Origin of the sequence: Glutamicibacter soli, from assembly GCF_052322135.1 — a bacterium.
In the GTDB taxonomy this organism is placed as follows: Bacteria; Actinomycetota; Actinomycetes; order Actinomycetales; family Micrococcaceae; genus Glutamicibacter; species Glutamicibacter soli.
In genome coordinates, this window is record NZ_CM125969.1 from 2,228,128 (window position 1) to 2,253,656 (window position 25,529).

Consider the following 25,529-nt stretch of genomic DNA (forward strand, 5'->3'; position numbering starts at 1 on the left):
TTCCCTCTTTCCTTCAACGAAACGTCAATCGTGGTAGATTTCGTGCCCCGCCGGAAGCTTCCTGCGGGGCACGATCAGTTTGGTGGGCTGCGCCGTGGTCGGGGTCGTCCGCCTCAGCGCTGCGGCTTGGCCGCGGTTCCTGCCTGGATGAACTCCTGCACCGAGGTGCGCGGGTCGGCGTGCTTGACCAGCGCCTCGCCGACCAGGATGGCGTCGGCGCCGTCCGCGGCGTACTGGCGCACCTGCACGGTGGACTCCACGCCGGATTCGGCGACGATGACCGCGTCGGCCGGCAGCAGGTGGGCGAGCTTGCCGAAGTTCGCCGGATCAACGTCCAGCGTCTTCAGGTTGCGCACGTTCACGCCGATGATCTTCGCGCCCGCGGCGATCGCGCGCGCGATCTCCTCTTCGGTGTGCGTCTCCACCAGCGCGTTCATTCCCAAGTCATGGGTCAATTCTAGAAAGGTTCGCAGTCTCTGGTCATCCAGCGCCGCAACAATGAGCAACACGAGGTCGGCGCCGTGGGCGCGGGCCTCGTAGATCTGGTACTCGTCGACCGTGAAGTCCTTGCGCAGCACCGGGATGCTCACGGCCTGGCGCACGGCGTCCAGGTCGTCCAGCGAGCCGCCGAAGCGCCGGGCCTCGGTCAGCACGGAGATCACCGAGGCGCCGCCGGCCTCGTACTCGCCGGCCAGCACTGCCGGCTCCGGGATGTCGGCCAGCGCGCCCTTGGACGGGGACTTGCGCTTGACCTCGGAGATCACCCGCAGGACGGTGTCGCGCTGCGCGGGGTCGGCATGGCCCCCCAGGGCGGCGTAGGCGTCGAGCGCCGCCGGGGCCTGCGCGGCGCGCTGCTTGACCACGTCAAGGCTCTGAAGCGCGCGACGGGCGCCCAGGTCTTCCCGGACGCCCGCGATGATGTCATCAAGAACAGTCAACTTAGTGCGCTGCTCCGCTGCGCGAACCGCCCACGCCGAAGCCCGCGGCCTTCAGCACGCCGCCGAGGACCAGGCCCAGGACGACGACGCCCATGGAGATCCAGAAGAAGGTCCAGTTCAGGTTCGCGAAGGCGATGCCGCCGGCAATCGCGCCGACCATCATGGTCAGGACGCAAGCCCAGGCTGCGACGGAGTTACCGTGGCCAATCTGCTCGGTGTATACCGGATCGATCTCGGTTTTCTGCGACATTGCTCGATGTCTCCTTGGTTGTTGTGGTGCGTGCGCCTGCCCGGTAGCCGGGCCTGCACGGTGATCTGCTTGCTTCCATTCTGCCATCTGAGTTCGCTTCAGTCCTATTCCTGCGGCGAACGTGTCGACCAGGTGGCCGGAATCACGTTCAGCGCGGGTCCTCGGTGGGGTCTTCGCCGTCGGAAAGCTGCTCCCAGCTGGAGATGTTCCGCGAGGAGGCGTCCTTGGGTTCAGCCGCGGTTTTCCCCGCCGACCGGGAATACTTGTCCGCCTTGATCGCCCAGCTGCGGGCGACGGCCAGCACCAGCACCGCCTGCACGCAGATCAGCGCACCGCCGGCGATGGCCACCGCCGGCCAGGCGCTCACGGAGTACTCGGCGGCGTTCTGCGCCAGGCCGGTCGCGGTGGACACCGCGGTGAAGGCGGCGGCCTGCGGATCGGCCAGCGTGGCCACGCCGGCGGAGATGATCGCGAGGCCTGCCAGCAGGCAGATGGCGGCGATGATGTAGCGGGAGATCTTGCCGGCGATCAGCAAGGCCAGTGAGCCGGCGAGCACCGCGATGGACAGCGCGGTGGTTGCGGCCGCCGCGGCGGCGCCGTCGACCACGATCTGCGGGATCTGCACGGTGCCGGACTGCACATCGACGGTGATCCAGGTGCGGGTGGCGGACCACAGCACGATCACGGCGCCCAGCGCACCGAGGAAGGCCAGATTGCGGGCAGTCAGTTTCTGCTTCACTTGCTCTCATCCGATTCGGTGGTGGTGTGCGCGGCATGCATGGACTGCGCGGCCCAGACGGCCCGCAGCGGCGCGGCCGCCTTGTTCACGGTTTCCAGGGCCTCGTCGGCGAACCTCGAGTCGTTCACGATGCCGCCGCCTGCCTGCACGTAGGCGCGCCCGCCCTTGAGCAGGGCGGAGCGGATGGCAATGGCCATGTCCATGTCCCCGGCGAAGTCCAGGTAGCCCACGACGCCGCCGTAGATGCCGCGGCGGTAGGGCTCGTACTGATCCAGCAGCTGCAGGGCGCGCGGCTTGGGCGCCCCGGACAGCGTCCCGGCCGGGAAGGTCGCGGCAAGCACGTCGTACGCGTCCACGTCCTCGCGCGCCTTGCCCACGACGTTTGAGACCAGGTGCATGATGTGGCTGAAGCGCTCGACCTCCATGAACTGGGTGACCTCCACGCTGCCGGCCTGGCAGACCTTCGAGAGGTCGTTGCGCGAGAGGTCCACCAGCATCAGGTGCTCGGCGCGTTCCTTCTGGTCGTTGACCAGCGACTTCTCATGCAGCTGGTCTTCCTCGTAGTTCGCCCCGCGCGGCCGGGAGCCGGCGATCGGGTGGGTGACGACGTGGCCGTCGTTGACGGTGACCAGCGCTTCCGGGGAGGAGCCGACGATCTGGAACGGCTCGCCGTGCTCGTTGACGAAGTTGAACAGGTACATGTAGGGGCTGGGGTTGGTGGCGCGCAGCACGCGGTAGACGTCCAGCGCGTCGGCCTGGGTTTCCAGCTCGAAGCGGCGCGAGACCACGATCTGGAAGACCTCCCCGTCCACGATCGCCGTCTTGGACTTGGCCAGCGCATCCAGGTAGCCGGATTCCTCCCAGGAGTGCGTGACGGAGGACATCAGCTGCTGAGCGGGCACGTCGGTGCCGGACAGCGCCGCGGCGGTGCCCGGCAGCGGGGCGTCGAGCTTCTCAAGCATGCCCTGCAGGCGCGTCACGGCGGCGTCGTAGGCCGCCTCGGCGCGTTCGTCGCTGTCATCGAAGTTGATGGCGTTGGCGATCAGCGTCAGCGTGCCCTCGGTGGCGTCGTGCACCGCCATGTCGCCGACCAGGTTCATGCTCAGCTCGGGCAGGTTCAGGTCGTCGGCCGGCGGGTGGGGCAGCTTCTCCCAGTGGCGCACGCAGTCCCAGCCGATGAAGCCGACCATGCCGCCGGTCAGCGGGGGCATGCCGGGGATCGGCTCGGTGTGCAGGGCGCGCACGGTGTCGCGCAGCACCTCGACGCCGACGCCGCCGGTGGGCAGGCCGGCCGGGGCGTTGCCCTGCCAGTAGGCCTGGCCGCCGCGGGTGCTCAGGGTGGCAGGCGAGTTCACGCCGATGAAGGAGTAGCGGCTCCAGACGCCGCCGGCCGCGGCCGACTCCATCAGGAAGGTGCCCGGGCGGCCGCCGGCCAGGGTGCGGTACAGGCCGATCGGGGTGAGCGAGTCGGCCAGCACCGAGACCGTCACCGGGATGACGCGGCGGGTGGCGGCCATGGCGAGGAATGCCTCGCGGGTGGGGGTAATCGTGCCGAGGGTTTTCATCTGTTTCTTCTTCTACGCGCTGATCGATGCTCTGGTCGTCCGGCCCGTGCGCGGGCCTTGGTGCGGGCGATGCCTGGGCAGTGCGGCCGGATCCGGTGCGGCCTAGGCCGGGCGGTGGCCGACGACGGCCGGCAGCTCGCGGCCGGTGAAGCAGGATTCGGTGCCGGTGTGGCATGCGGCGCCCACCTGGTCGACCTGCAGCAGCAGCGCATCGCCGTCGCAGTCCAGCGCCGCGGACTTGAGGAACTGGAAATGTCCGGAGGTATCGCCCTTGCGCCAGTACTCCTGGCGGGAGCGGGAGAAGAAGGTCACCCGGCCGGTGCCCAGCGTGCGGCGCAGGGCCTCGTCGTCCATCCAGCCGAGCATCAGCACCTTGCCGGTGTCGTGCTGCTGCACGATGGCGGCGAACAGGCCGTTGGCATCGCGCTTGAGACGCTGCGCGATCGCAGGGTCGAGTTCCGGGGATTCGGGGTCCGGGCGCGGACCCTCATGAGAAGTAGCCATCCCCTACAGCATACTGCGTGCGCGCCCGATCCCGTGCCCCGTGACCTGCGGGTTGACGCCGGCCGGGCCCGGAGGTGCCCGACACCCGCCGCGCATTGCGCGCACGGCACCGCGAAGCGTGCTAGTTTCAGAGGTGATGCACTTAGTTCACGCTTCCCGATTGGCGTTGGCCGAGACGCTGCTGGCCGCAGGTCCCACCGCCGAAACCCTGTGCGCCGGCTGGCAGACCCGCCACCTGGCCGCGCACCTCGTCCTGCGCGAGAATTCGCTGCTCTCTGCCGGCACGGTGTTCAAGCCGCTGTCCGGGAAACTGGAGGAGAAGCTGCGGCAGACCGCCGCCGAGGCGCAATCCCCCGAGCGCTACGCCGCGCTGGTGCGCCGCTTCCGCTCGGGGCCGGCGAAGTACTCGCCGTTCGCCATCGACAAGGTCGACCAGGCCGCGAACCTGAGCGAATACTTCGTCCACACCGAGGACGTGCGCCGCGCCCGCGGGCAGTGGGCCCCGCGCGTGCTGGACAAGGAGTACACCGAGATGCTCTGGCAGTCGCTGACCCGGATGTCCCGGCTACTGTTCCGCAAGGCCCCGGTCGGCATCATCCTCACCCGCCCGGACGGCCAGCGCCACGTGGCGAAGAAGGCCCGCAACGCGGTGTCGATCAGCGGCCCGGTGCCGGAGCTGATGCTCTATGCGTTCGGGCGCACCGAGCACTGCCTGGTCACCTTCGAGGGCGGGGACACCGCGCTGGAAATCATCAAGCGCTACAAGCCCTCGCTCTAGTCCCCGCCGCCTGGACCCTCAGTCCGCGGGCGTTCACGACGGCGCAAAAAGTGCCGGCCCCCTGGTGGAAGGGGCCGGCGCTTTTCTGCCTGCGGCGTTAGCGGACCGGGTAGCCGGCCTCGCGGATCTTCTGCTTGACGCGGGCGATCATGTCGATCGGGCCGAAGTGGAAGATCGAGGCGGCCAGCACCGCGTCGGCGCCCGCCTCGATGGCCGGCGGGAAGTCCTCCGGGCGCCCGGCACCGCCGGAGGCGATCAGCGGGACGCTGACCTCGGCGCGCACGGCGCGGATCATTTCCAGGTCGAAGCCGTCCTTGGTGCCGTCGGCGTCGATGGAGTTCAACAGGATCTCCCCCACGCCGCGCTCGGCCGCTTCCTTCGCCCAGGCCACCGCGCACATGCCGGTGCCCTGGCGGCCGCCGTGGGTGGTCACCTCGTAGCCGGAGGCGATCGACGGGTCGGTGGTGCGGCGCGCGTCCAGGGACAGCACCAGCACCTGCGAGCCGAAGCGCTCGGTGATCTCGTTGATCACCTCGGGGCGGGAGACGGCGGCGGTGTTGATCGAGGCCTTGTCGGCGCCGTTGCGCAGCAGCCGGTCCACGTCTTCCACTGCGCGCACGCCGCCGCCGACGGTCAGCGGGATGAACACCTCTTCGGCGGTCTGGCGGACCACCTCGTAGGTGGTTTCGCGGTCCGAGCTGGACGCGGTGACGTCCAGGAAGGTCAGCTCGTCGGCGCCGGCCAGGTTGTAGCGGCGGGCGAGCTCCACCGGGTCCCCGGCGTCGCGCAGGCCTTCGAAATTCACGCCCTTGACCACGCGGCCGGCATCGACGTCGAGGCAGGGAATCACTCGAATTGCAACGCTCATCGCGAATTGCTCCTTGGGTGCGGGCCGGCTAGATGCGGCAGGCGTGGATCTGGCTGACCAGGATGGCGCGGGCGCCCACGTCGTACAGCTCGTCCATGATGTTGTTGGTCTGCGACTTCTTGACCATGGCGCGCACCGCGCACCATTCGGAGTTCGCCAAATCGGAGACGGTCGGCGACTCCAGGCCCGGGGTCAGCGCGCAGGCCTGCTCCACCAGGTCGCGGCGCACGTCGTAGTCCAGCATCACGTACTGGCGGGCGACGAGCACGCCGCTCAGGCGCCGGGTGAGCACGTCCAGGCCAGCAGGCTGGTGGCCGATGCGGCCGATCAGCACGGCCTCGGAGGCCAGCAGCGTCTCGCCGAAGATCTCCATGCCGGCGGCCTTGATGGTGTTGCCGGTTTCCACCACGTCGGCGATCGCGTCGGCCACGCCCAGGCGGACCGAGGACTCGACGGCGCCGTCCAGGCGGACGACGGAGGCGTCGATGCCCGACTTCTCAAGGTAGTGGCGCAGCAGCACGTCGTAGCTGGTGGCGATGCGCTTGCCGTTCAGCTGGCTGGCGTCGGTGTAGGCGCCGACCGGGGCGGCGAAGCGGAACGCCGACTTGCCGATGCCCAGCGGGATCAGCTCCTCTACGTCGTCGTCGACATCCGCGTCCAGGTACAGGTCGCGGCCGGTGATGCCGACGTCCAGGATGCCACGGCCGACGTAGACGGCGATGTCGCGGGGGCGCAGGTAGAAGAATTCAACGTGGTTGTCCTCGTCCACCATGACCAGTTCGCGCGAATCGCGGCGCTGGAGGTAGCCGGCCTCCTTGAACATGGTGGAGGCGATATCGGACAGGGCACCCTTGTTGGGCAGGGCTACGCGGAGCATAAGGTGACTCGTTTCAGGAGTGTGGCGCTGCGGCGTGGTGCCAAAAACAAGCGCCAAGGAGTGGTTTCGTTGGCCGTTGCTACTGCCGCCGTGCGTAGGCGCGGTGCGGATCGCCGGACAGGGATCCGACCGCGGCCCGCGCGACGGCTAGAGATGCTTGTAAACGTCGGCCAGGGACATTCCCTTGGCGATCATGAGGACCTGCACGTGGTAGAGCAGCTGCGAGATTTCCTCGGCGGCTTCCTGGTCCGATTCGTACTCGGCGGCCATCCACACTTCGGCGGCTTCCTCGACGATTTTCTTGCCGATGCCGTGGACACCGGAGTCGAGTTCGGTGACGGTACGAGAGCCTTCCGGGCGGGTTTGGGCCTTGAGCGACAGTTCGCTGAAGAGCTCCTCAAAAGTTTTCACATCCACCAGTCTAGCGTTTCGCGCGGTCGGGGCCGAACTCGGGGCCTGCTTTGTGACGGCTCGGCCCCGGGCTCGGACCCGGCCGCGCGGCGGTGCTCCGGCCGGCGGCTCAGCCCAGCGCCGCGACGGTCATGACCGCGGCGCTGTAGGCCTCGTAGCCCTTGTCTTCGCTGGAGTTCTCCAGTCCCGCGCGGTCCAGGCCCTGCTGCTCGGTGTCGCAGGTCAACACGCCGAACCCGATCGGGGTCTTGGTGTCCACGCTCACATTGGTTAAGCCGTTGGTCGCGGCCAGGCAGACGTAGTCGAAGTGCGGGGTGCCGCCGCGGATGACCACGCCCAGGGCGATGACCGCGTCGTAGTCCCCGGCCAGGGTGGCTGCGGCGACCGGCAGCTCGAAGGTGCCCGGGACGCGGATCAGCGTGGTGGACGCTTCAAGCCCGGCGTCCTTCGCTGCGCGCTGGGCGCCGTCGATCAGCCCGTTCATGATGACCTCGTGCCAGCTGGCCGCGAGGATGGCGACCTTCAGCTGGGAGAAGGCGTCGCCAGCGGCCAGCGCCTTCAACTCCTCGGCGACGTTGGCGGGTGCTCCATGCTTGCTCATGGTGGGATGTCCTTTGTTCGTGTCGGTGTCGGCGCTCAGGCGCCGTGGTAGGTTTGCGCCTGCGCCTCGTCCTGGGCGGAGTCCTGCGGCAGGCCCAGCTGGTGGCCGAAGCGGGCCTGCTTGGTGCGCAGGTAGGCTTCGTTCTCGCGGCGCGGCGGCACCAGGCTGGGCACCAGCTCGGCGACCTGGATGCCGGCCTCGGTGAGCTTGTCCCGCTTGTCCGGGTTGTTGCTCAGCAGCCGGATGGATTGCAGGCCCAGCTTGGCCAGGATCGCGGCGACCGCGAAGTACTCGCGCGCGTCGGCCGGGAAGCCAAGGTGCAGGTTCGCATCCAGCGTGTCCAGCCCGCGCTCCTGCAGGGCGTAGGCGCGCAGCTTGTTGACCAGCCCGATGCCGCGGCCCTCGTGGCCGCGGATGTAGACCAGATGCCCGCCCTCGGCGGCGATCCGGGTCATCGCGGCCTGCAGCTGCTCGCCGCAGTCGCAGCGGTAGGAGCCGAGCACGTCGCCGGTGAGGCACTCGGAATGGATGCGCACCAGGTTGCCGGGCTCGGCGCCGTCCGGGCCCGGATGGCTGAGCACCAGGTGCTCGTGGCCCTCGACCAGCGCGGCGCGGGCGGTGAATTCGCCGAAGCCGGTGGGCAGCGCGACCGGGTCGGTGAGCTCGATTGCGTCGTTGATGCGGCGCCATCGGGCCAGGTCGTCGATCGTGATCAGCGGCAGGCTGTGCTCGGCGGCGAAGACGCGCAGCGCGTCCAGCCGCATCATCTCGCCGTTGTCGTGGGTGATTTCGCCGATCACGCCCACCGGGGACAGGCCTGCGGCGCGGCACAGGTCCACGGCGGCTTCGGTGTGGCCGCGGCGCTCGAGCACCCCGCCGGCGGCGGCGCGCAGCGGGAAGATGTGCCCGGGGCGGTGCAGCTGCTCCGGGACGGTGTCCGGGTCGGCGAGCAGCCGGCTGGTCAGCGCGCGGTCGGCGGCGCTGATGCCGGTGCTGATGCCGCTGGCGGCGTCGCAGCTGACGGTGAAGGCGGTGCCCTTGGCGTCCTGGTTGATGCCGACCATCGGGGCCAGGCGCAGCGCGTCGGCGCGTTCGGCATCCAGCGGAACGCAGATGACCCCGGAGGTGTAGCGGATGGTGAAGGCCATCAGCTGCGCGGTGGCGTGCTCGGCGGCGAAGATGATGTCGCCCTCGTTTTCGCGGTCTTCGTCGTCGACGACCACTACGGCGCGGCCGGCGGCCAGCGCGGCCAGGGCGGCGGGGATGGAATCAAAGGATGCGGCAGCCATTAGTTTCGACCTCCAAAAGCGTTCAGGCGGGCGACGTACTTGGCCAGGACGTCGACCTCGATGTTGATGCGGTCCCCGACCTGGCGGGAGCCCATGGTGGTTTCGGCCAGGGTGATGGGGATGATGCCGACCTCCACCCAGTGCCCGCCGGCAGGCGTATCGGCCGGGGAGACGGCGGTGAGCGTCAGCGAGATGCCGTCCAGCGCGATCGAGCCCTTTTCCGCGGTCAGCGGGGCGTACTGATCGGGCACCGAGACGCGGAAAGTGGTCCACTGCCCGTGGTCCTCGCGGGCCAGCACGGCGCCGACCGCGTCGACGTGGCCCTGCACGACGTGGCCGTCGAGCCGGGCCCCGGCCGGGGTGCAGCGTTCGAGGTTCACGATGGAGCCCTCGGCCAGCTGGCCGGTGGTGGTGCGGTTCAGCGTTTCGCCCATGACGTCGACGCTGAGCGTGTCCCCGTCCAGCGCGGTGGCGGTCAGGCAGACGCCATTGACTGCCAGCGAGCCGCCCAGGCCCAGGTCCTCGGTGTGCCCGGGGGCCTTCAGGGTGAGGACCGCAAGGTCCTTGCGCGGATCGGTGGTGATGCCGGTGATGGTGCCGGTTCCGGTGACGATTCCGGTGAACATGGTTGGTGGTTTCCTTAGTCTGAAGTGCGTGGGACCGCTGGTTTTCGGGTGCGGCAAAGCCGCCGCCCGGGGCGCGGTGGTGGTGCGGGAGTGCTGGATGGCGCCTAATTGTCCGGCAGCGGTTCCAGGTGCAGCATAATGTCGGGGCCGAGCCGGGCTAGCGTTTCGCCGCTGAAGGCGTCGATCCGGTAGGCGCGCGCGTCACTCAGGGTGCGGGTGGCGGCGATGTTCACCGAACAGTCCCCGGCGCCGATGATGACCGGCGCCTGGTAGCAGTAGATCTCGTCCGCGAGGTCGGCGGCGATGAAGGCCGAGGCGACGGTGGCGCCGCCCTCGATCAGCAGGTGCCCGTAGCCCAGCTCGCTCGCGCGGGCGATCAGCTCGTGCACCTCGCGGGTGCGCACCTGTTCCCAGTGCTCGTCGAAGGCCAGGGCCAGGGTTCCGGGCAGTTCACGGCGGCCCATGACCAGCCGGTGCGGCTGGCGCGGCAGCGCGGTGCCGTCGGCGGCGCGGGCGTTCAGCCGCGGGTCGTCGTGCACCACGGTGTTGGTGCCGACCACGATCGCGTCCACCCGGGCGCGCAGCGCGTGGGCGTGCGCCCGGGACTGCGCTGAGGTGATCCACTGGCTGGTGCCGTCCGGAGCGTTGATGCGCCCGTCCAGGGACTGGGCGGTCTTGACCGTGATGAACGGGCGGCCCTGTTCCTTGGCGCGGATCCAGCGGTGGTTCAGCTCGCGGATCGCGGAGGCCTCGCGCGCCTGGCTGACCTTCACGCCGGCGGCGGAAAGGTAGTCCGCTCCCCCGCTGGCGGCGGTGTCGTCGGCCTGCCCGTAGTGCACCGCGCCGAGGCCCGCATGGGCGATGGCCGCCGCGCAGGGACCGGTGCGCCCGGTGTGGTTGCACGGCTCCAGGGTGACGACCATGGTCAGCGTGGCGGCGCGTTCGCGGGAGATCCGGCCCAGGCGGCGCAGCGCGTCGATCTCCGCGTGCGGGCTGCCGGCGCCCTGGTGGTAGCCGGTGGCGATCAGCGAACCGTTCTCGTCCAGGATGCAGGCGCCGACCAGCGGGTTGGCGCCGCGGTGTCCCCGGCGGGCGGTTTCCAGCGCGGTTTCAAGTGCCGCGTCGAGCTGCTGTTCGGTGGCCATGGCGGTTACCGCTTGGACTGCAGGGTCGGGTCGGGCAGCTCGGTTTCCACCGCCGGCTTGTCGCCCTTCTTGGCCCGGGCCCAGACGAAGAAGCCGATCAGCGTGAAGGCGCCGTAGAACAGGTACATGAACGCGCTGGCGTAGTAGCCGGCGGAGAACAGCAGCGGCACGCCGACCGCGTCGACCGCGACCCAGATCAGCCAGAACTCGACCCAGCCCTTGGCCATGCCGAAGGTCGCCAGCAGCGATCCGACGAAGGTCCACGCGTCGGCCCAGACCGGCTCGTAGGAGCCGAGGATGCGGAACAGCGGGGTGAGCGCCACGGTGCCCAGCACCAGCGTGGCGGCCAGGCCAAGGCGGATCTTGTTCGAGGCCCAGACGGGGGTGACGGCGCTGCCGCTGCCGTCGCGGGCCTGCTTCCAGCGGTACCAGCCGAAGATCGAGACCGAGATGAACATGATCTGGCGGCCAGCCTGGCCCCAGAGGTTCGCGGCGTAGTCGGTGTCGAACAGGCTGCCGAGGAATACTGTCAGCAGCAGCAGGTTGCCGACGATGCCGACCGGCCAGGCCCAGACCTTGCGGCGCATGCCGCCCACGGCGCTGGCCAAGCCGAAGATGTTGCCGACAACCTCGCGCACCAGCAGTGCCGAGGAACCTACCGCAATTTGTGAATTAAAAGCTTCAATGAGCCACCGCAGGAAATCCATCTTTCCACCCTTCTCGAAGCGGCGGCTCCGGGGGGTGTGCATTTGATGGACCTGCGGCATGGGCCGAAGAATACGGCTCCGCTCAGGGAACCGCCGGCACTACCGCAAGGCAAATCAAATTCGTGCTTCTCCCATCCAGACTTTAACTGTCGGTACCGGAATTCCACCGGCTCAACCGCTTCCTCGGCTTGTGGCCTTGGACGCGGGTCGCGGACTATCACCGCCGGTTCGGACTTTCACCGACCCCGGAGCACGTATTTACGTTTACATTCGTTATTGTTGCATACTTTGTGGCGCTTCAGTGCGCACCCAGCGCAAGATTGCGTAATACGTCGATTTCCACCGACGGCTCCGGCGAAGCGTACACCGCGGACCCGGCGACGAACACGTCGGCCCCGGCTTCCGCGGCGCGCAGGATGGTGTCGCGCGAGACGCCGCCGTCGATCTGCAGGGCGATGGGTTTGCCGGAGCCGTCGATGGCGGCGCGGGCGCGGCGGATCTTGGGCAGCACCAGGTCCAGGAACTTCTGGCCGCCGAAACCCGGTTCGACGGTCATCAGCAGCAGCATGTCCAGCTCGCCGAGCATGTCCAGGTAGGGCTCGATCGACGTGGCCGGGCGCAGCGCCATGGCGGCCTTGGAACCGGCGGCGCGCAGCTCGCGGGCCAGCCGGATCGGCGCAGCGGAGGCCTCCACGTGGAAGGTCACCGAGTCAACACCCAGCTGCGCGTATTCCGGGGCCCAGCGGTCGGCGTCCTCGATCATCAGGTGCACGTCGATGGGCAGCTCGCTGACCTTGTGCAGCGCCTCGACCACCGGCTTGCCCAGGGTCAGGTTGGGCACGAAGTGGTTGTCCATGACATCCACGTGCACGCCGTCGGCGGTGTGGATGCGCTGCAGCTCGCGCTCCAGGTTGGCGAAGTCGGCGGAGAGGATCGAGGGGTGGATGCGCGCGGTGCTCAACGGTGGCTCCTTGGGTTCGGGCAGGGGCTGGATACTTCTCAAGCCAATACTGCCAGCGTCCGGGCGGACGCTGGCAGTTGGTGACGCGGCGCGGCCTTATTCGGCCGGGGCGGCCTTGGTCAGCAGCGCCATGAACATCGCGTCGGTGCCGTGCAGGTGCGGCCACAGCTGCGCGGTGGAGCCCTCGCCCAGCGCGTGGCCGGCGGCCGGTGCGTCCTGGTACATCACCTTGGCGACCTCGGCGCCGGTGTCCAGCAGCTTGGCCTGCGGGGTGCGCTTGAGGAAGTCCTCCACCACCAGGCGGGTTTCGGCCTGGTGCGGCGAGCAGGTCACGAAGCCGACTACCCCGCCCACGCGCACGGCGCGGAAGGCGGCGTCCAGCAGCTCGCCCTGCAGGGCGGTGAGCTCCGGGATATCGCGCGGGGCCTTGCGCCAGCGCGATTCGGGGCGGCGGCGCAGCGCGCCCAGGCCGGAGCAGGGGGCGTCGACCATGATGCGGTCGTAGTCCCCGGCGTAGTCTTCCCCGCCGTAGGCGCGGCCGTCCTGCTGGGTGACCATCCAGTAGTCGTGCGGCACCGCGTCCATGGAGTTCTCCACCAGGCGGGCTCGGTGGGCGGTGGGCTCGTTGGCGGTCAGCCGGGCGTCGCGCTGCACGGCCAGCGCGCCGAGCAGGGCCGCCTTGCCGCCGGGGCCGGCGCACAGATCCAGCCAGTAGCGGTCGTCGCCGGCTTCCGGCAGCTCCACGTTGGCCAGGGCGCGGGCCATGACCTGGCTTCCGGCGTCCTGCACGCGCACGGTGCCTTCGCGCACCCCGGGGACCCGGGCCACGTCGCCGTGCTTGTAGGTGGCCGAATCGGCCAGCAGGGTGCCGGGTTCCGCGCCGGATTCCAGCGCGCCGGACAGGTCGCCGAGCCCAGGCAGGGCCACCAGGTTGACCACCGGGGCGGCGTTGTCGGCTTCCAGCAGCGCTGCCAGCTCGCCGGCGTCGCGGCCGTGGGCGATCAGCGCGCCGCGCAGCGCGCGCACGATCCAGTCCGGGTGGGAGTGCTCGATGGCCAGCTTCGCGGCGTCGCCCTCCGCGGCGGCGGTGAGCTGCTCGATCCATTCGCCGGCCTCGCGTTCGCTCACGCGGCGCAGCACGGCGTTGATCAGCCCCGAGGGGCCGGCGCCGATCTGCGCGCGGGCCAGGGACACGGTCTCGTCCAGGGCGGCGTGCTTCGGCACGCGCATGGCAAGCAGCTGGTGGGCGCCCAGGCGCAGCGCGTCCAGGATCGCCGGGTCCAGCTCGGCCAGCGGGCGGTCGACCAGCGTGGTGAGGATCGCGTCGTACAGCCCCTGGCCGCGCAGCGCGCCGTAAGCCAGTTCGGTGGCGAAGCCCGCGTCGCGGCGGTCCAGCTGGTATTCGCGGATCAGCTTGGGCAGCACCAGGTTGGCGTAGGCATCCGCGCCGGACACCTCGCGCAGGGTCTTGAAAGCGACCAGGCGGGCCGGGTCGGCGCTGCGCTTGCGCTGGCCGGGGGCGGCTTGCGAGTACTGGCGCGGGCGCCCGCCCTGGCCGCGGTTGCGGGTGCGCCCGGCCTCGTTGCGGCGCTGGCCGTCGCCGTGCTCCGCGCCGCGGCGCCCTGGGCGGGAATTCCCGCGCTGTTCGTTCGCGCTCATGCGAAGCTCACTTCCGTTCCCTGGGTCAGCATGCCGCGGGCCCAGTCTGAGGCGTTCATCATCTTCTTGCCCGGGGGCTGGATCATTGTCGGTTCAAGGGCCCAGGTGGCGGTGCCGATGAGCACTGTGGGCTGCTTGCCCGGTTCGATGCGCAGCTGCCCGGGAGCCAGGCCGGCCACGTCGCGGCGTTCGCGCAGCGGGCCGAACTTGTAGCGCTGGCCCCCCACCGCGCACCAGGCGCCGGGGAACGGGGTGGTGCCGTGGGCGCGGCGGCGGATCTCGGTGGCCGGGCGGGTGAAGTCCAGCTGCGCGTCCTCGTCGGTGATCTTCGGCGCGTAGGTGTGCGACCCGGTCTGAGGGACCGCGACTGCCTGGCCGGCGTCCAGCGCCTGCAGGGTCTGCACCAGCAGCATCGAGCCGGAGGCGCTGAGCCGTTCCAGCATCACTCCGGCGGTATCCAGCTCGTTGACCACCTCGGTGACCTGGCCGAAGACCGGGCCGGTGTCCAGCCCGGTTTCCAGCTGGAAGGTCACCGCGCCGATGATGTCGTCGCCGTTGATGATGGAGTGCTGCACCGGGGCGGCGCCGCGCCAGTTCGGCAGCAGCGAGAAGTGCAGGTTGATCCAGCCGTGGCGCGGGACCAAGAGCGCGGCTTCCGGGACCAGCCCGCCGAAGGCGACGATGGCGGCGGCGTCCAGATCCAGGCCCTGCAGCTGCTCGGTGACCTCGGCGGTGATCTTGGAGGCCTTGATGACCGGCAGGCCGAGCTCCGCGGCGCGGGCGGCAACCGGCGAAGGGGTCAGCACGCGCTTGCGGCCCAGCGGGGCGTCGGGGCGGGTGAGCACGGCGGCGATGTCGAATCCTGCCGCGTGCAGCGAGTCAAGGGAGGTGACGGCGACCTGCGGGGTGCCGGCGAAGAGGATGCGCACGGGCTACTTCCCCAATCCTGCGCCGAAGCTGGAGCCCAGCGATCCGGAGCGCTTGGCGATGGTCTGGTTGGCGGTCTGCGAGTAGCTGGTGGCGCGCAGCTTGCGCCAGGCCGCCTTCTTCTCGTCGGCGGGCAGGCGGTCAAGGAAGAGGATGCCGTCCAGGTGGTCGGTTTCGTGCTGCACGCAGCGCGAGAGCATGCCTTCGCCTTCGAGCACCAGCGGGGTGCCGAACTTGTCGAAGCCGGTGGCGCGCACATGGCGGCGGCGCGGGACCGGGGCGGCGATGCCGGGGATGGACAGGCAGCCTTCGACCTGGTCCTCCTGGAAGTCATCGCTCAGCTCGAGCACCGGGTTGATGATGTGCCCGCGCTCCTCGCCGATCTGGTAGGTGAAGACGCGCAGCGATACGCCGACCTGCGGCGCGGCCAGGCCGGCGCCGTCGACGTTTTCCATGGTCTGGTCCATGTCCTCGACCAGCTTTTGGATTTCCGGTCCGAACTCGGTCACCTCCTGCGCTGGGGTGCGAAGGACGGGATCACCGATGATCCGAATTCCCAAAATTGCCATAGTTCTTCAAACTGCCTTCTGTTGTTTTCAGCGGATCGCCCGGTCCAGCCGCGCCAGACCCAAGCCCATCCAGTCTACGCGGTCGATCACGGCTGGCGCTGAGGTGGTGGAGTGATTTCCACCAGCGTGGCCCGTGACCTGGCGATCCTGTAGGACGCCTCCCAGTTGCGGCGCAGCGCGTAGAACTTGGCCCAGTAGTCGGGCATGGCGGCCGCAGGCGCCATGAAGGTGCGGCTGCCGGTGGGGCCCAGGGCCACCGCCAGCAGCATGGTGTCAGCACCATACGGCCACGGCTCCCACTGCCCGGCCTCCGCGTCGGCGACCCGCTCCTCGGCCTTGCAGGCGGCGGCAAGCTGCATGATCACCTTGTCGTCGGGCCGCTTGACGAAGCCGTCGCGGTCGCTGGTCTTTGTTTTGTAGTCGACCAGGCAGTCCCTTCCGCCGATCTTCGCGACCAGGTCGATGGTCCCGGCGTAGCCGATGCTCTCGTTCCACACGGTCACCTCCGCGGCCACCGGCTCCACCCGGTAGTCGCGCCACCAGAATTCAAAGTGGGCGGCGTAGTCCTGTTCGCCATGGGCCTGCAGCAGTTGGCGCGCCGAATCCAGTTCGTGCGGCTGGCCTAGTTCCGCCAGCGCCCACTGCTCTGCATAGTTGTGCACCCGGTCGCCACGTGCGGCCGCCGCATCACGGTAGGACTCCGCCGCGGTAGCCGAATCACGCACGAGCGACCTCATACGGCCGAGCTCGGAGATGGACGCGGCAAGCCGGGCATCCTCGGATAAGGACTTGGCTGCCATGTAGCCCGCCCAACCGGTGAGGTCGACATGGTCCATACCAATGATTGTCGTAATCGATGGAACCGTTGCCTCGCCGCCGACCCGGCGGCTGTACATGCGGCCACGATCGGTCTGAATCGCTAGTTTCGGTGACGTCATATACACGATGATTGCACCGCAGGTGGACACTTCGCCCCTAGTCGCCGCGCGTTTAGGAATTATTCCCCGTAATTCCGCGGGTTTTGGGCTTTGTGAACCAGATCTCAGCCTTTCGATTTGGAAGCTTGGGAAAACTCGTATAGAGTTTTTACTCGTTGGAAAGAACGAAAACGTTCCAACAACAACCATTTTGCGGACATAGCTCAGCTGGTAGAGCGCAACCTTGCCAAGGTTGAGGTCGCGAGTTCGAACCTCGTTGTCCGCTCGCAAAAAGATACACCGACTAGGTAAAACTAGTCGCCTGGCTTCGGCCGGATTTGGTGGGGTGGCCGAGAGGCGAGGCAGCGGCCTGCAAAGCCGTATACGCGGGTTCGAATCCCGTCCCCACCTCGCAATGAAGATTGCTCATCTTTTTTGCGCGATTGGCGCAGCGGTAGCGCGCTTCCCTGACACGGAAGAGGTCACTGGTTCGATCCCAGTATCGCGCACGGAACTCGTAGTCCACCAGATTACGGATTTCATAACTAAATATATGCGGTCATAGCTCAGCTGGTAGAGCGCAACCTTGCCAAGGTTGAGGTCGCGAGTTCGAACCTCGTTGACCGCTCCAAGAATTCATCGGTAAAATGATAATTCTGTCGGGATTCTTCATTGAATCTTCGGCGCGATTGGCGCAGCGGTAGCGCGCTTCCCTGACACGGAAGAGGTCACTGGTTCGATCCCAGTATCGCGCACTGGATACAGTTCAGTGTCCATGCGGTCATAGCTCAGCTGGTAGAGCGCAACCTTGCCAAGGTTGAGGTCGCGAGTTCGAACCTCGTTGACCGCTCCATAACTTCATATAGATCCTGCGGTCATAGCTCAGCTGGTAGAGCGCAACCTTGCCAAGGTTGAGGTCGCGAGTTCGAACCTCGTTGACCGCTCCGAAAAACTTGGGACCCACACATCAGTGTGGGTCCCAAGTTTCTTTCTCAGCTAAAACTGTTAGTAGTTTCCTGCTCAGCGGGCACTTCCGTGGCTTCGATCTGGCCCTGAAACATATTTGTTCGCCGTGTGAACTACCCAACGCGAAGGCTGCACCCTATGATGGGACGCAGGAGTTGAGGGCAAGAGGCCCTCCGTGTTGAAGGGAGGTGTCCATTGGCAGGTTTTAACGAGCTAAAGGGCAAGGTCGAAGGACTGGCACTGAAAGCCGGAGAATTCGCGAGCCAGAACTCTGACAAGATTTCAGACGGCATCGACAAGGCCGGGGACTTCATCGACCGCAAGACCGGCGGCAAGTACGCCGACAAGGTCGATGGCGTTCAGGATGGAGCCAAGAACTTCCTGGGCAACCTCGGAAACAAGGATCAGGCCTAACGTCCAGTCGTTAGAGCTTTGGCCTTACCCTAGGCACGTAGGAAAGCGCCACCCCAGCGGGTGGCGCTTTTCTACGTTTCCGGGCAGGTTGCCCGCTCCTGCCGATCCCACATCTTGGTCGGCGGATCGCCGCAATTTCCCACCCGGCTCGCGAACCGATAGAAACTAAGCATGGAAAGCAACATCATCAGCCGTCCGCGTCTGCCACGCGAAGCCGTGCTCGCCGGGTTCATCACCACCATGGTCGGGTTCACGTCGTCTTTCGCAGTGGTCATCACCGGGCTGCTGCAGGCGGGAGCAAGCCCCTCACAGGCATCCTCCGGCCTGCTCGCGCTGACTTTCCTAGTGGGAGTAGCCTCTCTGGTACTGTCCCTGAAGCACCGGCTGCCGATCACCGTTGCCTGGTCCACACCGGGCGCGGCGCTGCTGGCAAGCCTGGCTGCGGGCAGTTTCAGTTTCGCCGAATCCGTCGGCGCATTCATTATCAGCGGCGTGCTGATCATGCTCACCGGGCTCATCCCGGTGCTGCACCGGCTGCTGACTTCGATTCCCGTGCCGATCGCCCAAGGAATGCTGGCCGGCGTGCTGATTCCGCTGTGCCTCAAGCCCTTCACCGCGCTGGGCAGCATCCCGGTGGCGGCGGTGCTGATCCTGGCGGTGTTCCTGGCGGGGCTGCGTTTCCTGCCGCGTTATGCGGTGGCCCTGAGCATGCTCGGCGCTGTGGGGTGCGGACTGTTCTCGATCGGCGCTTCCCATTCCTGGGCGCAGATCGAGGTGCTTCCGACGCTGGAATTCGTGGCGCCGGAGTTTTCCTGGCAGGCGGTGGCGAGCATCAGCCTGCCGCTGTTCATCGTGACCATGGCCTCGCAGAACATCCCGGGCGTGGCAGTGATGTCGTCCTTCGGGTTCCGCACCCCGTGGCGTTCGAGCATGTTGTCCACCGGGTTCGGGAGCGCCGCCGGCGCCTTCTTCGGCGGCCATGCGATTAATCTGGCGGCGATTTCCGCCGCCCTGTCCGCCGGCGAGTCCGGTGGCAAGGATCCCGGACAGCGGTGGAAGGCCTCGGCCTCCTCCGGGGTGTTCTACCTGGTGTTCGCGCTGGGATCGGCGCTGGTCGCCTCGCTGGCGACGCTCTCCCCCGCCGGGTTGTTCGAGGCCGCTGCGGGCCTCGCCCTGCTGGCGACCTTGGCCAATGCGATGCTCGGGGCCATGAAGGAGCCTCGCTGGCAGCTCAGCGCCCTGGCCACGATGCTCGTGGCCGCGGCGAACGTGACGCTGTTCGGTATCGGCGGGGCGTTCTGGGCGTTGGTGATCGGCCTGTTAATACACGTCATCGCCGAGCAGGTGACTGCCCGGCGATGAGCTGGAAGTGCGGGGCGCGGTTTAGAGCGCCGCTTCGCCGATCTGGCCTTCGCGGGCCAGCGCGGTGAGGCGCGAGACAGCGCGGAAGTACTTCTTCTGGTAGCCGCCGGCCATCATTTCCGGGGTGAACAGCTCGCTGAACGGCTTGCCCGAGGCAACGATCGGCACATCCTTGTCGTAGAGGCGGTCGGCGAGCACCACGAAGCGCAGCGCGATGGCCTGGTCCGTGATGGTGTCGACGTTGTGCAGCACCAGCACGTCGGTTTCCGAGAGCAGCTGCCGGTAGCGTGAGGGGTGGACCTTGGACAGGTGGGCCACCAGGTCCGCGAAGTTGTCCACGGCCAGGGTCTTATCCGGGTAGCGTTCGGCGGCGAAGGATTCGATGGCGGAGTCCTCCAGCGGCTGCGGGGCTTCGGGCAGGCCGCGGTGGCGGAAGTCCTCGCCCTCCACGCGGTGCACGTCGAACTGCTCGGAGAGGGTCTTGATTTCGCGTTGGAAGTCCACCGCGGCGAAGCGGCCCTCGCCCAGCGCGCCGGGCAGGGTGTTGGAGGTCGCGGCAAGCTTCACCCCGGCGTCGGACAGCTCGCGCATGAGGCGGGACATCAGCACGGTGTCCCCCGGGTCGTCAAGCTCGAATTCGTCGATGCAGACCAGCGAGTACTGGCTGAGCACGTCGACTGTCTGGCGGAAGGACAGCGCGCCGACCAGGTTGGTGTACTCCACGAAGGTGCCGAAGGCCTTGCGGCCGGGAGCGGCGTGCCACAGCGAGGCGAGCAGGTGGGTCTTACCCACGCCGAAGCCGCCGTCGAGGTAGATGCCGTTCTTGGTTACCTTCTTCTTCCCGAACAGCTTGCCCAGGAAGGAGCCCGAGGAGCTCTTGCCCACCGATTCGGCGAAGCTGGTGAGCTTGTGGACCGCCTCGGTCTGTGAAGGCTGGTTCGGGTCCGGGCGGTAGGTATTGAAGGACACCTCACCGAAGCGGTATGACGGATGGAATCCGGCGAGCAGCTCGTCGATCGACAGCTGCGGGATGGTTTCGCTCAGGTGGGTGATCGTCGCCATGGGCTTCGGGGATCCTTCGGTTGAATGCGGTGATGTGCGGGCGGCCCGCGGGCGGCCCATCGGCCAGTTTACCTTGAATGACCCGCAGAAACGGTGAAATGTCGCACCCCACACAGTGCCGGGGCGCTCGGAGCACTAGGCTAGAAGCAGAGCAAGCGATCGGCGGGGATCTCCCGCCGCCCCGATACCGTCAAGGAACGTGATAGAAAATGCCTTTGCCCGTTGAGTCCAACGAGAAGTATGCAGCGTATGCCCATCCTGAACGGCTGGTCTCCACGCAGTGGGTCGCGGACAACCTGGGCGCCGAGAACCTGGTGGTGCTGGAGTCCGACGAGGATATCCTGCTGTACTCCACCGGGCATGTGCCGGGCGCGCTGAAGATCGACTGGCACACCGAGCTGAATGACGAGGTCACCCGCGACTACGTCGACGGCGAGGGCTTCGCGGCGCTGATGCAGGCCAAGGGCATAAGCCGCGAGAGCACCGTGGTGATCTACGGCGACAAGTCGAACTGGTGGGCTGCCTACGCGCTGTGGGTCTTCACCCTGTTCGGCCACGAAGATGTGCGCCTGATGGACGGCGGACGCGACAAGTGGATCGCCGAGGGCCGCGAGCTGAGCACGCAGAAGCCGGCGGTCTCCCCGTCGCAGTACCCGGTGATCGAGCGTTCGGACGAGGCAATCCGCGCCTTCCTGCCGCAGGTGCTGGAGCACCTGGGCAACCCGCTGATCGACGTGCGCTCCGCCGAGGAGTACACCGGCGAACGCACCCACATGCCGAACTACCCGGAGGAGGGCGCGCTGCGCGGCGGGCACATCCCGAGCGCCGCGTCGGTGCCGTGGGCCCGCGCCGCCGCCGAGGACGGCACCTTCCGCTCCCGCGCCGAGCTCGAAGCGATCTACCTGGACGAGGCCGGGCTGAAGCCGGGCGACGACGTGGTGGCGTACTGCCGCATCGGCGAACGCTCAAGCCACACCTGGTTCGTGCTCAAGCACCTGCTGGGCTTCGAGTCCGTGCGCAACTACGACGGCTCGTGGACCGAATGGGGCAACGCCGTGGGCGTGCCGATCGTCCGCGGCGCCGAGCAGGGCGAGGTTCCAGCCAAGCGCGGGGTGCGCGCATGAGCACGATTCCCGCAGAACTGGCCGAAATCATCGAGGAATTCACCGAGGTGCCCGAGGCCGACCGCCTGGAGCTGCTGCTGGAGTACTCCCGCGAGCTGCCCGAGCTGCCCGAGCGCCTGGCCGAGCACCCGGAGCTGTTCGAGCAGGTGGTCGAATGCCAGTCGCCGCTGTTCCTGGTGGTGGAGGTGTCCGCCGCGGACGCGAACCCGGTGAACCTGTTCTTCTCCGCTCCTCCCGAGGCGCCGACCACCCGTGGTTTCGCCTCGGTGCTGGCCGCCGGGCTGGACGGAAAGGACGCCGCCGCGATCCTGGCGGTGCCCGATGACATGCCGCAGCAGCTGGGACTGACCCGCGCGCTCTCGCCGCTGCGCATGCGCGGCATGACCGCCATGCTGGGCCGCATCAAGCGCCAGATCGCCGAACAGCTCGCCGCCTAGGCGCGGCGCAACATACCGCGCAGGAAGGTTCAAACGCCCGTGGGCAAGAAGAAACACGCCGCCTCCACCCCGGCCACCGCGGCCCTGGATGCCGCCGGGATCGGCTACGTGGCGCACAGCTACACGCACAGCGACTCGGCTGAAAGCTACGGCGGAGAAGCGGCCGAGCAGCTCGGGGTTCCTGGCGCCCGGGTGTTCAAGACGCTGATGGTCGCCACCGGCGCCACCGCGGCCCAGGACCTGGCCGTCGCGGTGGTGCCGGTGGACAGCATGCTGGATCTCAAGGCGGTCGGCGCGGCGCTGGGCACCAAGAAGGTGCAGATGGCCGACAAGGCCGCAGCCCAGCGGCGCAGCGGCTATGTGCTGGGCGGGATCTCCCCGTTCGGGCAGCGCCAGCACTCCAGCACCGTGATCGACGACAGCGCACTGCAGTTCGAGACGGTGTTCATCTCCGGCGGGCGCCGCGGCTTCAGCCTGGAGATCGCCCCGCAGGATGCCGCGAAGGCCACCGGCGCCATCTGGGCGTCGATCGCCGCCGGCTAGGCGGTCCGGCGCGGCGGTCGGCTACCTCGCCGTATATGCGTTGATCCGCGCGGCGAGGAAGTCACTGACCGCTTGCGTGAATCCGTCCGGATCCACGTTCGGCTCCCTGGTATGCCCGGCCAGGGTGAAGGTCTTCAGGCTGACCAGGTCCGGGCGCAGCGCGGCGAGCTTCAGGCTCGGCCCGTTGGGCACGAACTGGTCGTCCCTGCTATGCATGAGCAGGATCGGGTGGGACAGCTCCTCGGCCCGGTCCACCCAATTCAGCCGCTTCAGGTTCACCGGGGCGGCCTGGCCGGTGATCCAGCGCCCGGCCTCGTTGGACAGCAGCCACTGGCCGAAGCGCCCGACCGACTGCGGGATCTTGTTCGCCCGCGCCTGGTGGGAGAGCACGTCGACCCAGTTGATCACCGGGCCTACCAGCATCAGCGAATCCACCCGGTCGGCCAAGTCCGAGCGGTCGGCCATCTGCAGACTGATCGCCCCGCCCATCGACCAGCCCAGCAAGATGACCTGCCGCGCGCCGCGCGAGGTCGCGAAGTGGACCGCGGCTTCGACATCCAGCCATTCGGTGTCTCCCAGCCCGTAGCGCCCATCGGGGGCGGTCGGTGCCAGTCCGTCGTTGCGGTAGCTCATCAACAAGGTGCTCACCCCGGCCTTGGCCAGAGCGGGCAGCGCGCGGATGGATTCGGTGCGGCGGGCCCCGCGCCCGTGCACCCCGATCACCCAGACGTCCTGGTGGCTGGTCCCGGGCACCAGCCAGGCCGGTCCGTCGCCCACGTCGAGGCTGACGCTCACGTCCTCGGCCTCGAAGCCCAAGTCCGAGGGGTGCTCGTACATCGCCCCGGAGAGGTAGCCGCGCTTGACCCCGTCCAGGGTGCCGCGGTAGACCTGCTCGATCTGCCGGGCCACGATCTTCGGTTTGCCCGCGACATCCTGCGGAGCCGACAAACGCACCGCGCAGGCATCGAATTCGGCCAGGAAGGTGCACCCGCCGGGTTCGGCGGTCTCCGCGTCGCGGGCCAGATGCATCCACAATTTGCCCTGCGCGTCGGTGGTAATCTCGCGGATGACCGCGTTCGAGGCGCGCCGCTCCTCCGGGGTGACCACGCGCCGGGCGAAGTACCCGGCCAGCGCGGAAACGCTGGCGGCCACCAGCGAACCTGCCGCGACTCCCAGACCGGCGCCGATCAGGGTCGCGGGAACTGTCTTGCGTGGTTCGAGCTTGTCGACGATTTTCCGAGCCATGTTTTCATCTTTGCAGATGGCGTGTTGGGAATCATCACGCCCCGGAGGTAGTTTCCTAAGTATGAACGAAAACCAGAACACCGAAGACCGGAACCCCGCCGAGATCGATTGGCGCCAGGTTCTCTCCCCCGAAGAATTCCACGTCCTGCGGCAGGCCGGCACCGAACGCCCGTTCACCGGCGAATACTGGGACACGACGACCGAGGGCGTGTATTCCTGCCGTGCCTGCGGCTCCGAACTGTTCGCCAGCACCACCAAGTTCGACGCCGGCTGCGGCTGGCCCTCGTTCTTCGCACCGCTGGCCGAAGACCGCGTCCGCTACATCACCGACAAGTCGATGGGGATGAAGCGCGTGGAGGTGCGCTGCGCCAACTGCGATTCGCACATGGGCCACGTGTTCGAGGGCGAGGGCTTCGGAACCCCGACCGACCTGCGGTACTGCATGAATTCGCTGAGCTTGAAGCTGCGCGAAACGCAGGGCTAAACAGTGCTCAGCGTGAAGCGACGCAAGTCACCCCAAGAATAAGCATTACTTATTCACCGAGGAGTCAGAATTACTTTTCCTTTCGATGGGCGTAGCGTTCTAGTCAAGCAACTGAACGCTGCCCTACCGAAGAAGAAGGTGTATCTCAATGACCCAGATTTCCGCAGAACCACGGCCAACCAGCCCCTCCGACGCCCGCCGCATCGCCGAGTCCGACGCATGGCTTGGACTCAAGGCCGCCGCCAGTGAATTCCAGGGTCTGCAGCTCAAGGACGGCTCCGTGGCCGAGCCCGAGCAGCGCGTCCGCGCCGGCGAGCTGGTCGACACGATCGTCGACTCCATCCAGACCCTGCGCGGCTTCTTCGCCCACGAGGCCGACTACCTGGACAAGCTCGTCGCAGACCTGAGGCGCTGGGCCGAGCAGGGCTTCGGCGTGCCGGACTTCCTCGATTCGCTCATGGAATTCCAGCCGCAGACCCAGCGCGTGGACGGGCTGATGCACCTGGTGCTCTTCCCGATGTACACCCAGAACGGATCCACCAACCGCCACCTCGAAGCGGTGCTGGTCCAGGTGATCTGGCCCGAGTTCATTTCGCAGCTCGAGGCCGGCGAGTACTCGAACAAGCTGTTCGTGCCGCTGCGCTTCATCGACTTCACCGCCGGCTACGACACCAACTCCGCGGTGCTCTTCCCGGAGTCGGTCGCGATCCGCGAGACCCCGTCGTTCACCTGGGGCGCGATCTTCCAGGACCGCGAGGCCGCGCGCTTCCGCAAGGTACTCAAGGCCGCCGCGCAGATCACCAACCTCGAACTGCCGGACGACGCCGCGGCGCTGCTCGAAGACCAGCAGCTGGCCGAAGAGGCGTTCATCATGTGGGACCTGATCCACGACCGCACCCACATGCGCGGGGACCTGCCCTTCGACCCGTTCATGATCAAGCAGCGCATGCCATTCTTCCTGTACTCGCTCGAGGAGCTGCGCTGCGATTTGACCGCGTTCCGCGAATGCATGAAGATCGCCGCCGATCCGAAGGCGGACGACAAGACCGCGAAGATGGCCAAGCTGGTGCAATACGCGGTGATCTTCGACCGGATCTTCCGCTTCGCGATCACCGGTTCGCGCGTGCGCAACTACGACGGCCTGGGCGGCCAGCTGCTGTTCGCCTGGATGCACCAGCACCACGTGCTGCATTGGACCGATACCAAGCTGCGCATCGACTGGGCCGAGGTGCCCGCGGTGGTCGCCGCGCTGGGCGACTCGATCGACGAACTGTACTGGAAGTCCATCGACCGCCCGAAGCTGGCCCACTGGCTGGCCGCCTACGAGCTGGTGTCCGCCACCGTCACCCCGCACCCGGCCTCGGTCTGGGCCAAGGGCCCTCAGGCGCTGCCGCTGACCGCGCCGCTGCGCGAGATCACCGACCAGGTGATGGACGACGAGTTCCCGCTGTCCATGTTCTACGAGGCGCTGTCCAAGAAGATGACCGCGGTCATCGAGTCCACTCGCGGCATGACCGGCGCTGACCGCATCTAGTCGGCCCTTTTCAGGCCCGCTTGATTT

Annotated in this window: 28 protein-coding genes, 7 tRNA genes and 1 riboswitch; of the genes, 15 read left to right on the forward strand and 20 right to left on the reverse strand. The window is 67.7% G+C overall.

Annotated features, from left to right (window positions below; translation table 11 throughout):
* Positions 1-113 precede the first annotated feature (113 nt).
* The 5 genes from trpC to hisI all read right to left on the reverse strand — a co-directional run bounded on the left by trpC (position 114) and on the right by hisI (position 3,996).
* Positions 114-938 (reverse strand): indole-3-glycerol phosphate synthase TrpC, encoded by an 825-nt coding sequence (gene trpC, locus ACTX90_RS10535; protein ID WP_053798330.1) that lies wholly within the window; start codon positions 936-938, stop codon positions 114-116.
* A gap of 1 nt (position 939) precedes the next feature.
* Positions 940-1,188 carry an HGxxPAAW family protein gene (locus tag ACTX90_RS10540; protein ID WP_047119394.1) on the reverse strand — a complete coding sequence of 83 codons (249 nt, stop codon included), beginning with the start codon at positions 1,186-1,188 and terminating at the stop codon, positions 940-942.
* A 148-nt stretch (positions 1,189-1,336) separates the two neighbouring features.
* Entirely contained in the window at positions 1,337-1,927 is a 591-nt protein-coding gene (locus ACTX90_RS10545; RefSeq protein ID WP_443442061.1) for a Trp biosynthesis-associated membrane protein, read from the reverse strand.
* Positions 1,924-3,492: an anthranilate synthase component I gene (locus ACTX90_RS10550; RefSeq protein ID WP_047119396.1), complete on the reverse strand. Its 1,569-nt coding sequence runs from the start codon at positions 3,490-3,492 to the stop codon at positions 1,924-1,926. The genes ACTX90_RS10545 and ACTX90_RS10550 overlap by 4 nt, the downstream gene beginning before the upstream one ends.
* Positions 3,493-3,594: 102 nt before the next feature.
* Positions 3,595-3,996 carry a phosphoribosyl-AMP cyclohydrolase gene (gene hisI, locus ACTX90_RS10555; protein ID WP_047119397.1) on the reverse strand — a complete coding sequence of 134 codons (402 nt, stop codon included), beginning with the start codon at positions 3,994-3,996 and terminating at the stop codon, positions 3,595-3,597.
* 160 nt (positions 3,997-4,156) lie between these two features.
* On the opposite strand from hisI, the gene ACTX90_RS10560 reads away from it, so the two are divergent.
* On the forward strand, positions 4,157-4,774 hold the full coding sequence (locus ACTX90_RS10560) for a TIGR03085 family metal-binding protein (RefSeq protein WP_443442062.1): 618 nt from the start codon (positions 4,157-4,159) through the stop codon (positions 4,772-4,774).
* Between the two features lie 97 nt (positions 4,775-4,871).
* Here the strand turns inward: ACTX90_RS10560 and hisF are convergent, their stop codons facing one another.
* The 13 genes from hisF to ACTX90_RS10625 all read right to left on the reverse strand — a co-directional run bounded on the left by hisF (position 4,872) and on the right by ACTX90_RS10625 (position 16,250).
* Positions 4,872-5,642, reverse strand: coding sequence for an imidazole glycerol phosphate synthase subunit HisF (hisF, locus tag ACTX90_RS10565; protein ID WP_047119399.1), 771 nt, complete (start codon positions 5,640-5,642; stop codon positions 4,872-4,874).
* 28 nt (positions 5,643-5,670) lie between these two features.
* Positions 5,671-6,519, reverse strand: a complete 849-nt coding sequence (gene hisG / locus ACTX90_RS10570) for an ATP phosphoribosyltransferase (protein ID WP_047119400.1) — start codon at positions 6,517-6,519, stop codon at positions 5,671-5,673.
* 147 nt (positions 6,520-6,666) lie between these two features.
* Positions 6,667-6,930 carry a phosphoribosyl-ATP diphosphatase gene (locus tag ACTX90_RS10575; protein WP_047120776.1) on the reverse strand — a complete coding sequence of 88 codons (264 nt, stop codon included), beginning with the start codon at positions 6,928-6,930 and terminating at the stop codon, positions 6,667-6,669.
* Positions 6,931-7,039: 109 nt separating this feature from the next.
* Entirely contained in the window at positions 7,040-7,531 is a 492-nt protein-coding gene (gene ribH, locus ACTX90_RS10580; RefSeq protein WP_047119401.1) for a 6,7-dimethyl-8-ribityllumazine synthase, read from the reverse strand.
* 35 nt (positions 7,532-7,566) lie between these two features.
* The gene (ribB, locus tag ACTX90_RS10585) at positions 7,567-8,820 is read right to left on the reverse strand and encodes a 3,4-dihydroxy-2-butanone-4-phosphate synthase (RefSeq protein WP_424677986.1); all 1,254 of its coding nucleotides are present in this window, start codon (positions 8,818-8,820) and stop codon (positions 7,567-7,569) included.
* Positions 8,820-9,446 (reverse strand): riboflavin synthase, encoded by a 627-nt coding sequence (locus tag ACTX90_RS10590; protein WP_047119403.1) that lies wholly within the window; start codon positions 9,444-9,446, stop codon positions 8,820-8,822. The genes ribB and ACTX90_RS10590 overlap by 1 nt, the downstream gene beginning before the upstream one ends.
* Positions 9,447-9,550: 104 nt before the next feature.
* Positions 9,551-10,591, reverse strand: coding sequence for a bifunctional diaminohydroxyphosphoribosylaminopyrimidine deaminase/5-amino-6-(5-phosphoribosylamino)uracil reductase RibD (gene ribD / locus ACTX90_RS10595; protein WP_443442063.1), 1,041 nt, complete (start codon positions 10,589-10,591; stop codon positions 9,551-9,553).
* 5 nt (positions 10,592-10,596) lie between these two features.
* Positions 10,597-11,298, reverse strand: coding sequence for a nicotinamide riboside transporter PnuC (gene pnuC, locus ACTX90_RS10600; protein ID WP_047119405.1), 702 nt, complete (start codon positions 11,296-11,298; stop codon positions 10,597-10,599).
* Between the two features lie 119 nt (positions 11,299-11,417).
* Positions 11,418-11,555: riboswitch (FMN riboswitch) on the reverse strand.
* 41 nt (positions 11,556-11,596) lie between these two features.
* Positions 11,597-12,259 carry a ribulose-phosphate 3-epimerase gene (gene rpe, locus ACTX90_RS10605; RefSeq protein ID WP_053798341.1) on the reverse strand — a complete coding sequence of 221 codons (663 nt, stop codon included), beginning with the start codon at positions 12,257-12,259 and terminating at the stop codon, positions 11,597-11,599.
* Positions 12,260-12,355: 96 nt separating this feature from the next.
* Positions 12,356-13,918, reverse strand: a complete 1,563-nt coding sequence (locus ACTX90_RS10610) for an RsmB/NOP family class I SAM-dependent RNA methyltransferase (RefSeq protein ID WP_047119407.1) — start codon at positions 13,916-13,918, stop codon at positions 12,356-12,358.
* Positions 13,915-14,847, reverse strand: a complete 933-nt coding sequence (fmt, locus tag ACTX90_RS10615) for a methionyl-tRNA formyltransferase (RefSeq protein ID WP_047119408.1) — start codon at positions 14,845-14,847, stop codon at positions 13,915-13,917. The genes ACTX90_RS10610 and fmt overlap by 4 nt, the downstream gene beginning before the upstream one ends.
* Positions 14,848-14,850: 3 nt before the next feature.
* Positions 14,851-15,414, reverse strand: coding sequence for a peptide deformylase (gene def, locus ACTX90_RS10620; protein WP_047119409.1), 564 nt, complete (start codon positions 15,412-15,414; stop codon positions 14,851-14,853).
* A gap of 86 nt (positions 15,415-15,500) precedes the next feature.
* Positions 15,501-16,250 (reverse strand): cytochrome, encoded by a 750-nt coding sequence (locus tag ACTX90_RS10625; RefSeq protein ID WP_443442064.1) that lies wholly within the window; start codon positions 16,248-16,250, stop codon positions 15,501-15,503.
* Between the two features lie 294 nt (positions 16,251-16,544).
* On the opposite strand from ACTX90_RS10625, the gene ACTX90_RS10630 reads away from it, so the two are divergent.
* The 9 genes from ACTX90_RS10630 (at position 16,545) to ACTX90_RS10670 (ending at position 19,073) form a co-directional block, all read left to right on the forward strand.
* Positions 16,545-16,617 (forward strand) — tRNA-Gly (locus tag ACTX90_RS10630).
* 54 nt (positions 16,618-16,671) lie between these two features.
* A tRNA-Cys gene (locus ACTX90_RS10635) sits at positions 16,672-16,742 on the forward strand.
* 26 nt (positions 16,743-16,768) lie between these two features.
* Positions 16,769-16,840: transfer RNA gene (locus ACTX90_RS10640), tRNA-Val, on the forward strand.
* Positions 16,841-16,886: 46 nt separating this feature from the next.
* Positions 16,887-16,962, forward strand: a tRNA-Gly gene (locus tag ACTX90_RS10645).
* 52 nt (positions 16,963-17,014) lie between these two features.
* Positions 17,015-17,086, forward strand: a tRNA-Val gene (locus ACTX90_RS10650).
* A gap of 22 nt (positions 17,087-17,108) precedes the next feature.
* A tRNA-Gly gene (locus ACTX90_RS10655) sits at positions 17,109-17,184 on the forward strand.
* Between the two features lie 18 nt (positions 17,185-17,202).
* Positions 17,203-17,275, forward strand: a tRNA-Gly gene (locus ACTX90_RS10660).
* Between the two features lie 217 nt (positions 17,276-17,492).
* Positions 17,493-17,711, forward strand: a complete 219-nt coding sequence (locus ACTX90_RS10665; RefSeq protein WP_047119410.1) for an antitoxin — start codon at positions 17,493-17,495, stop codon at positions 17,709-17,711.
* A 171-nt stretch (positions 17,712-17,882) separates the two neighbouring features.
* Positions 17,883-19,073: a benzoate/H(+) symporter BenE family transporter gene (locus tag ACTX90_RS10670; RefSeq protein WP_120989271.1), complete on the forward strand. Its 1,191-nt coding sequence runs from the start codon at positions 17,883-17,885 to the stop codon at positions 19,071-19,073.
* A 21-nt stretch (positions 19,074-19,094) separates the two neighbouring features.
* On the opposite strand, the gene zapE is transcribed toward ACTX90_RS10670, so the two are convergent.
* Positions 19,095-20,135 (reverse strand): cell division protein ZapE, encoded by a 1,041-nt coding sequence (gene zapE, locus ACTX90_RS10675; protein ID WP_047119412.1) that lies wholly within the window; start codon positions 20,133-20,135, stop codon positions 19,095-19,097.
* Between the two features lie 209 nt (positions 20,136-20,344).
* Between zapE and ACTX90_RS10680 the strand changes: the two genes are divergently transcribed.
* Genes ACTX90_RS10680 through ybaK form a run of 3 tightly spaced genes read left to right on the forward strand, consistent with a single transcriptional unit; the run spans position 20,345 to position 22,239 of the window.
* The gene (locus ACTX90_RS10680; protein WP_047119413.1) at positions 20,345-21,259 is read left to right on the forward strand and encodes a sulfurtransferase; all 915 of its coding nucleotides are present in this window, start codon (positions 20,345-20,347) and stop codon (positions 21,257-21,259) included.
* Complete coding sequence (locus tag ACTX90_RS10685; protein WP_424573010.1) at positions 21,256-21,696, forward strand: SufE family protein; 441 nt, start codon at positions 21,256-21,258, stop codon at positions 21,694-21,696. The genes ACTX90_RS10680 and ACTX90_RS10685 overlap by 4 nt, the downstream gene beginning before the upstream one ends.
* A gap of 39 nt (positions 21,697-21,735) precedes the next feature.
* A complete protein-coding gene (gene ybaK / locus ACTX90_RS10690; protein ID WP_047119415.1) occupies positions 21,736-22,239 on the forward strand; it encodes a Cys-tRNA(Pro) deacylase in 504 nt (167 codons plus the stop codon).
* Positions 22,240-22,260: 21 nt separating this feature from the next.
* On the opposite strand, the gene ACTX90_RS10695 is transcribed toward ybaK, so the two are convergent.
* A complete protein-coding gene (locus ACTX90_RS10695) occupies positions 22,261-23,484 on the reverse strand; it encodes an alpha/beta hydrolase (protein ID WP_047119416.1) in 1,224 nt (407 codons plus the stop codon).
* A 61-nt stretch (positions 23,485-23,545) separates the two neighbouring features.
* Between ACTX90_RS10695 and msrB the strand changes: the two genes are divergently transcribed.
* Entirely contained in the window at positions 23,546-23,968 is a 423-nt protein-coding gene (msrB, locus tag ACTX90_RS10700; protein WP_424573011.1) for a peptide-methionine (R)-S-oxide reductase MsrB, read from the forward strand.
* Between the two features lie 148 nt (positions 23,969-24,116).
* A complete protein-coding gene (locus tag ACTX90_RS10705) occupies positions 24,117-25,502 on the forward strand; it encodes a DUF6421 family protein (protein ID WP_047119418.1) in 1,386 nt (461 codons plus the stop codon).
* Positions 25,503-25,529: the final 27 nt, after the last annotated feature.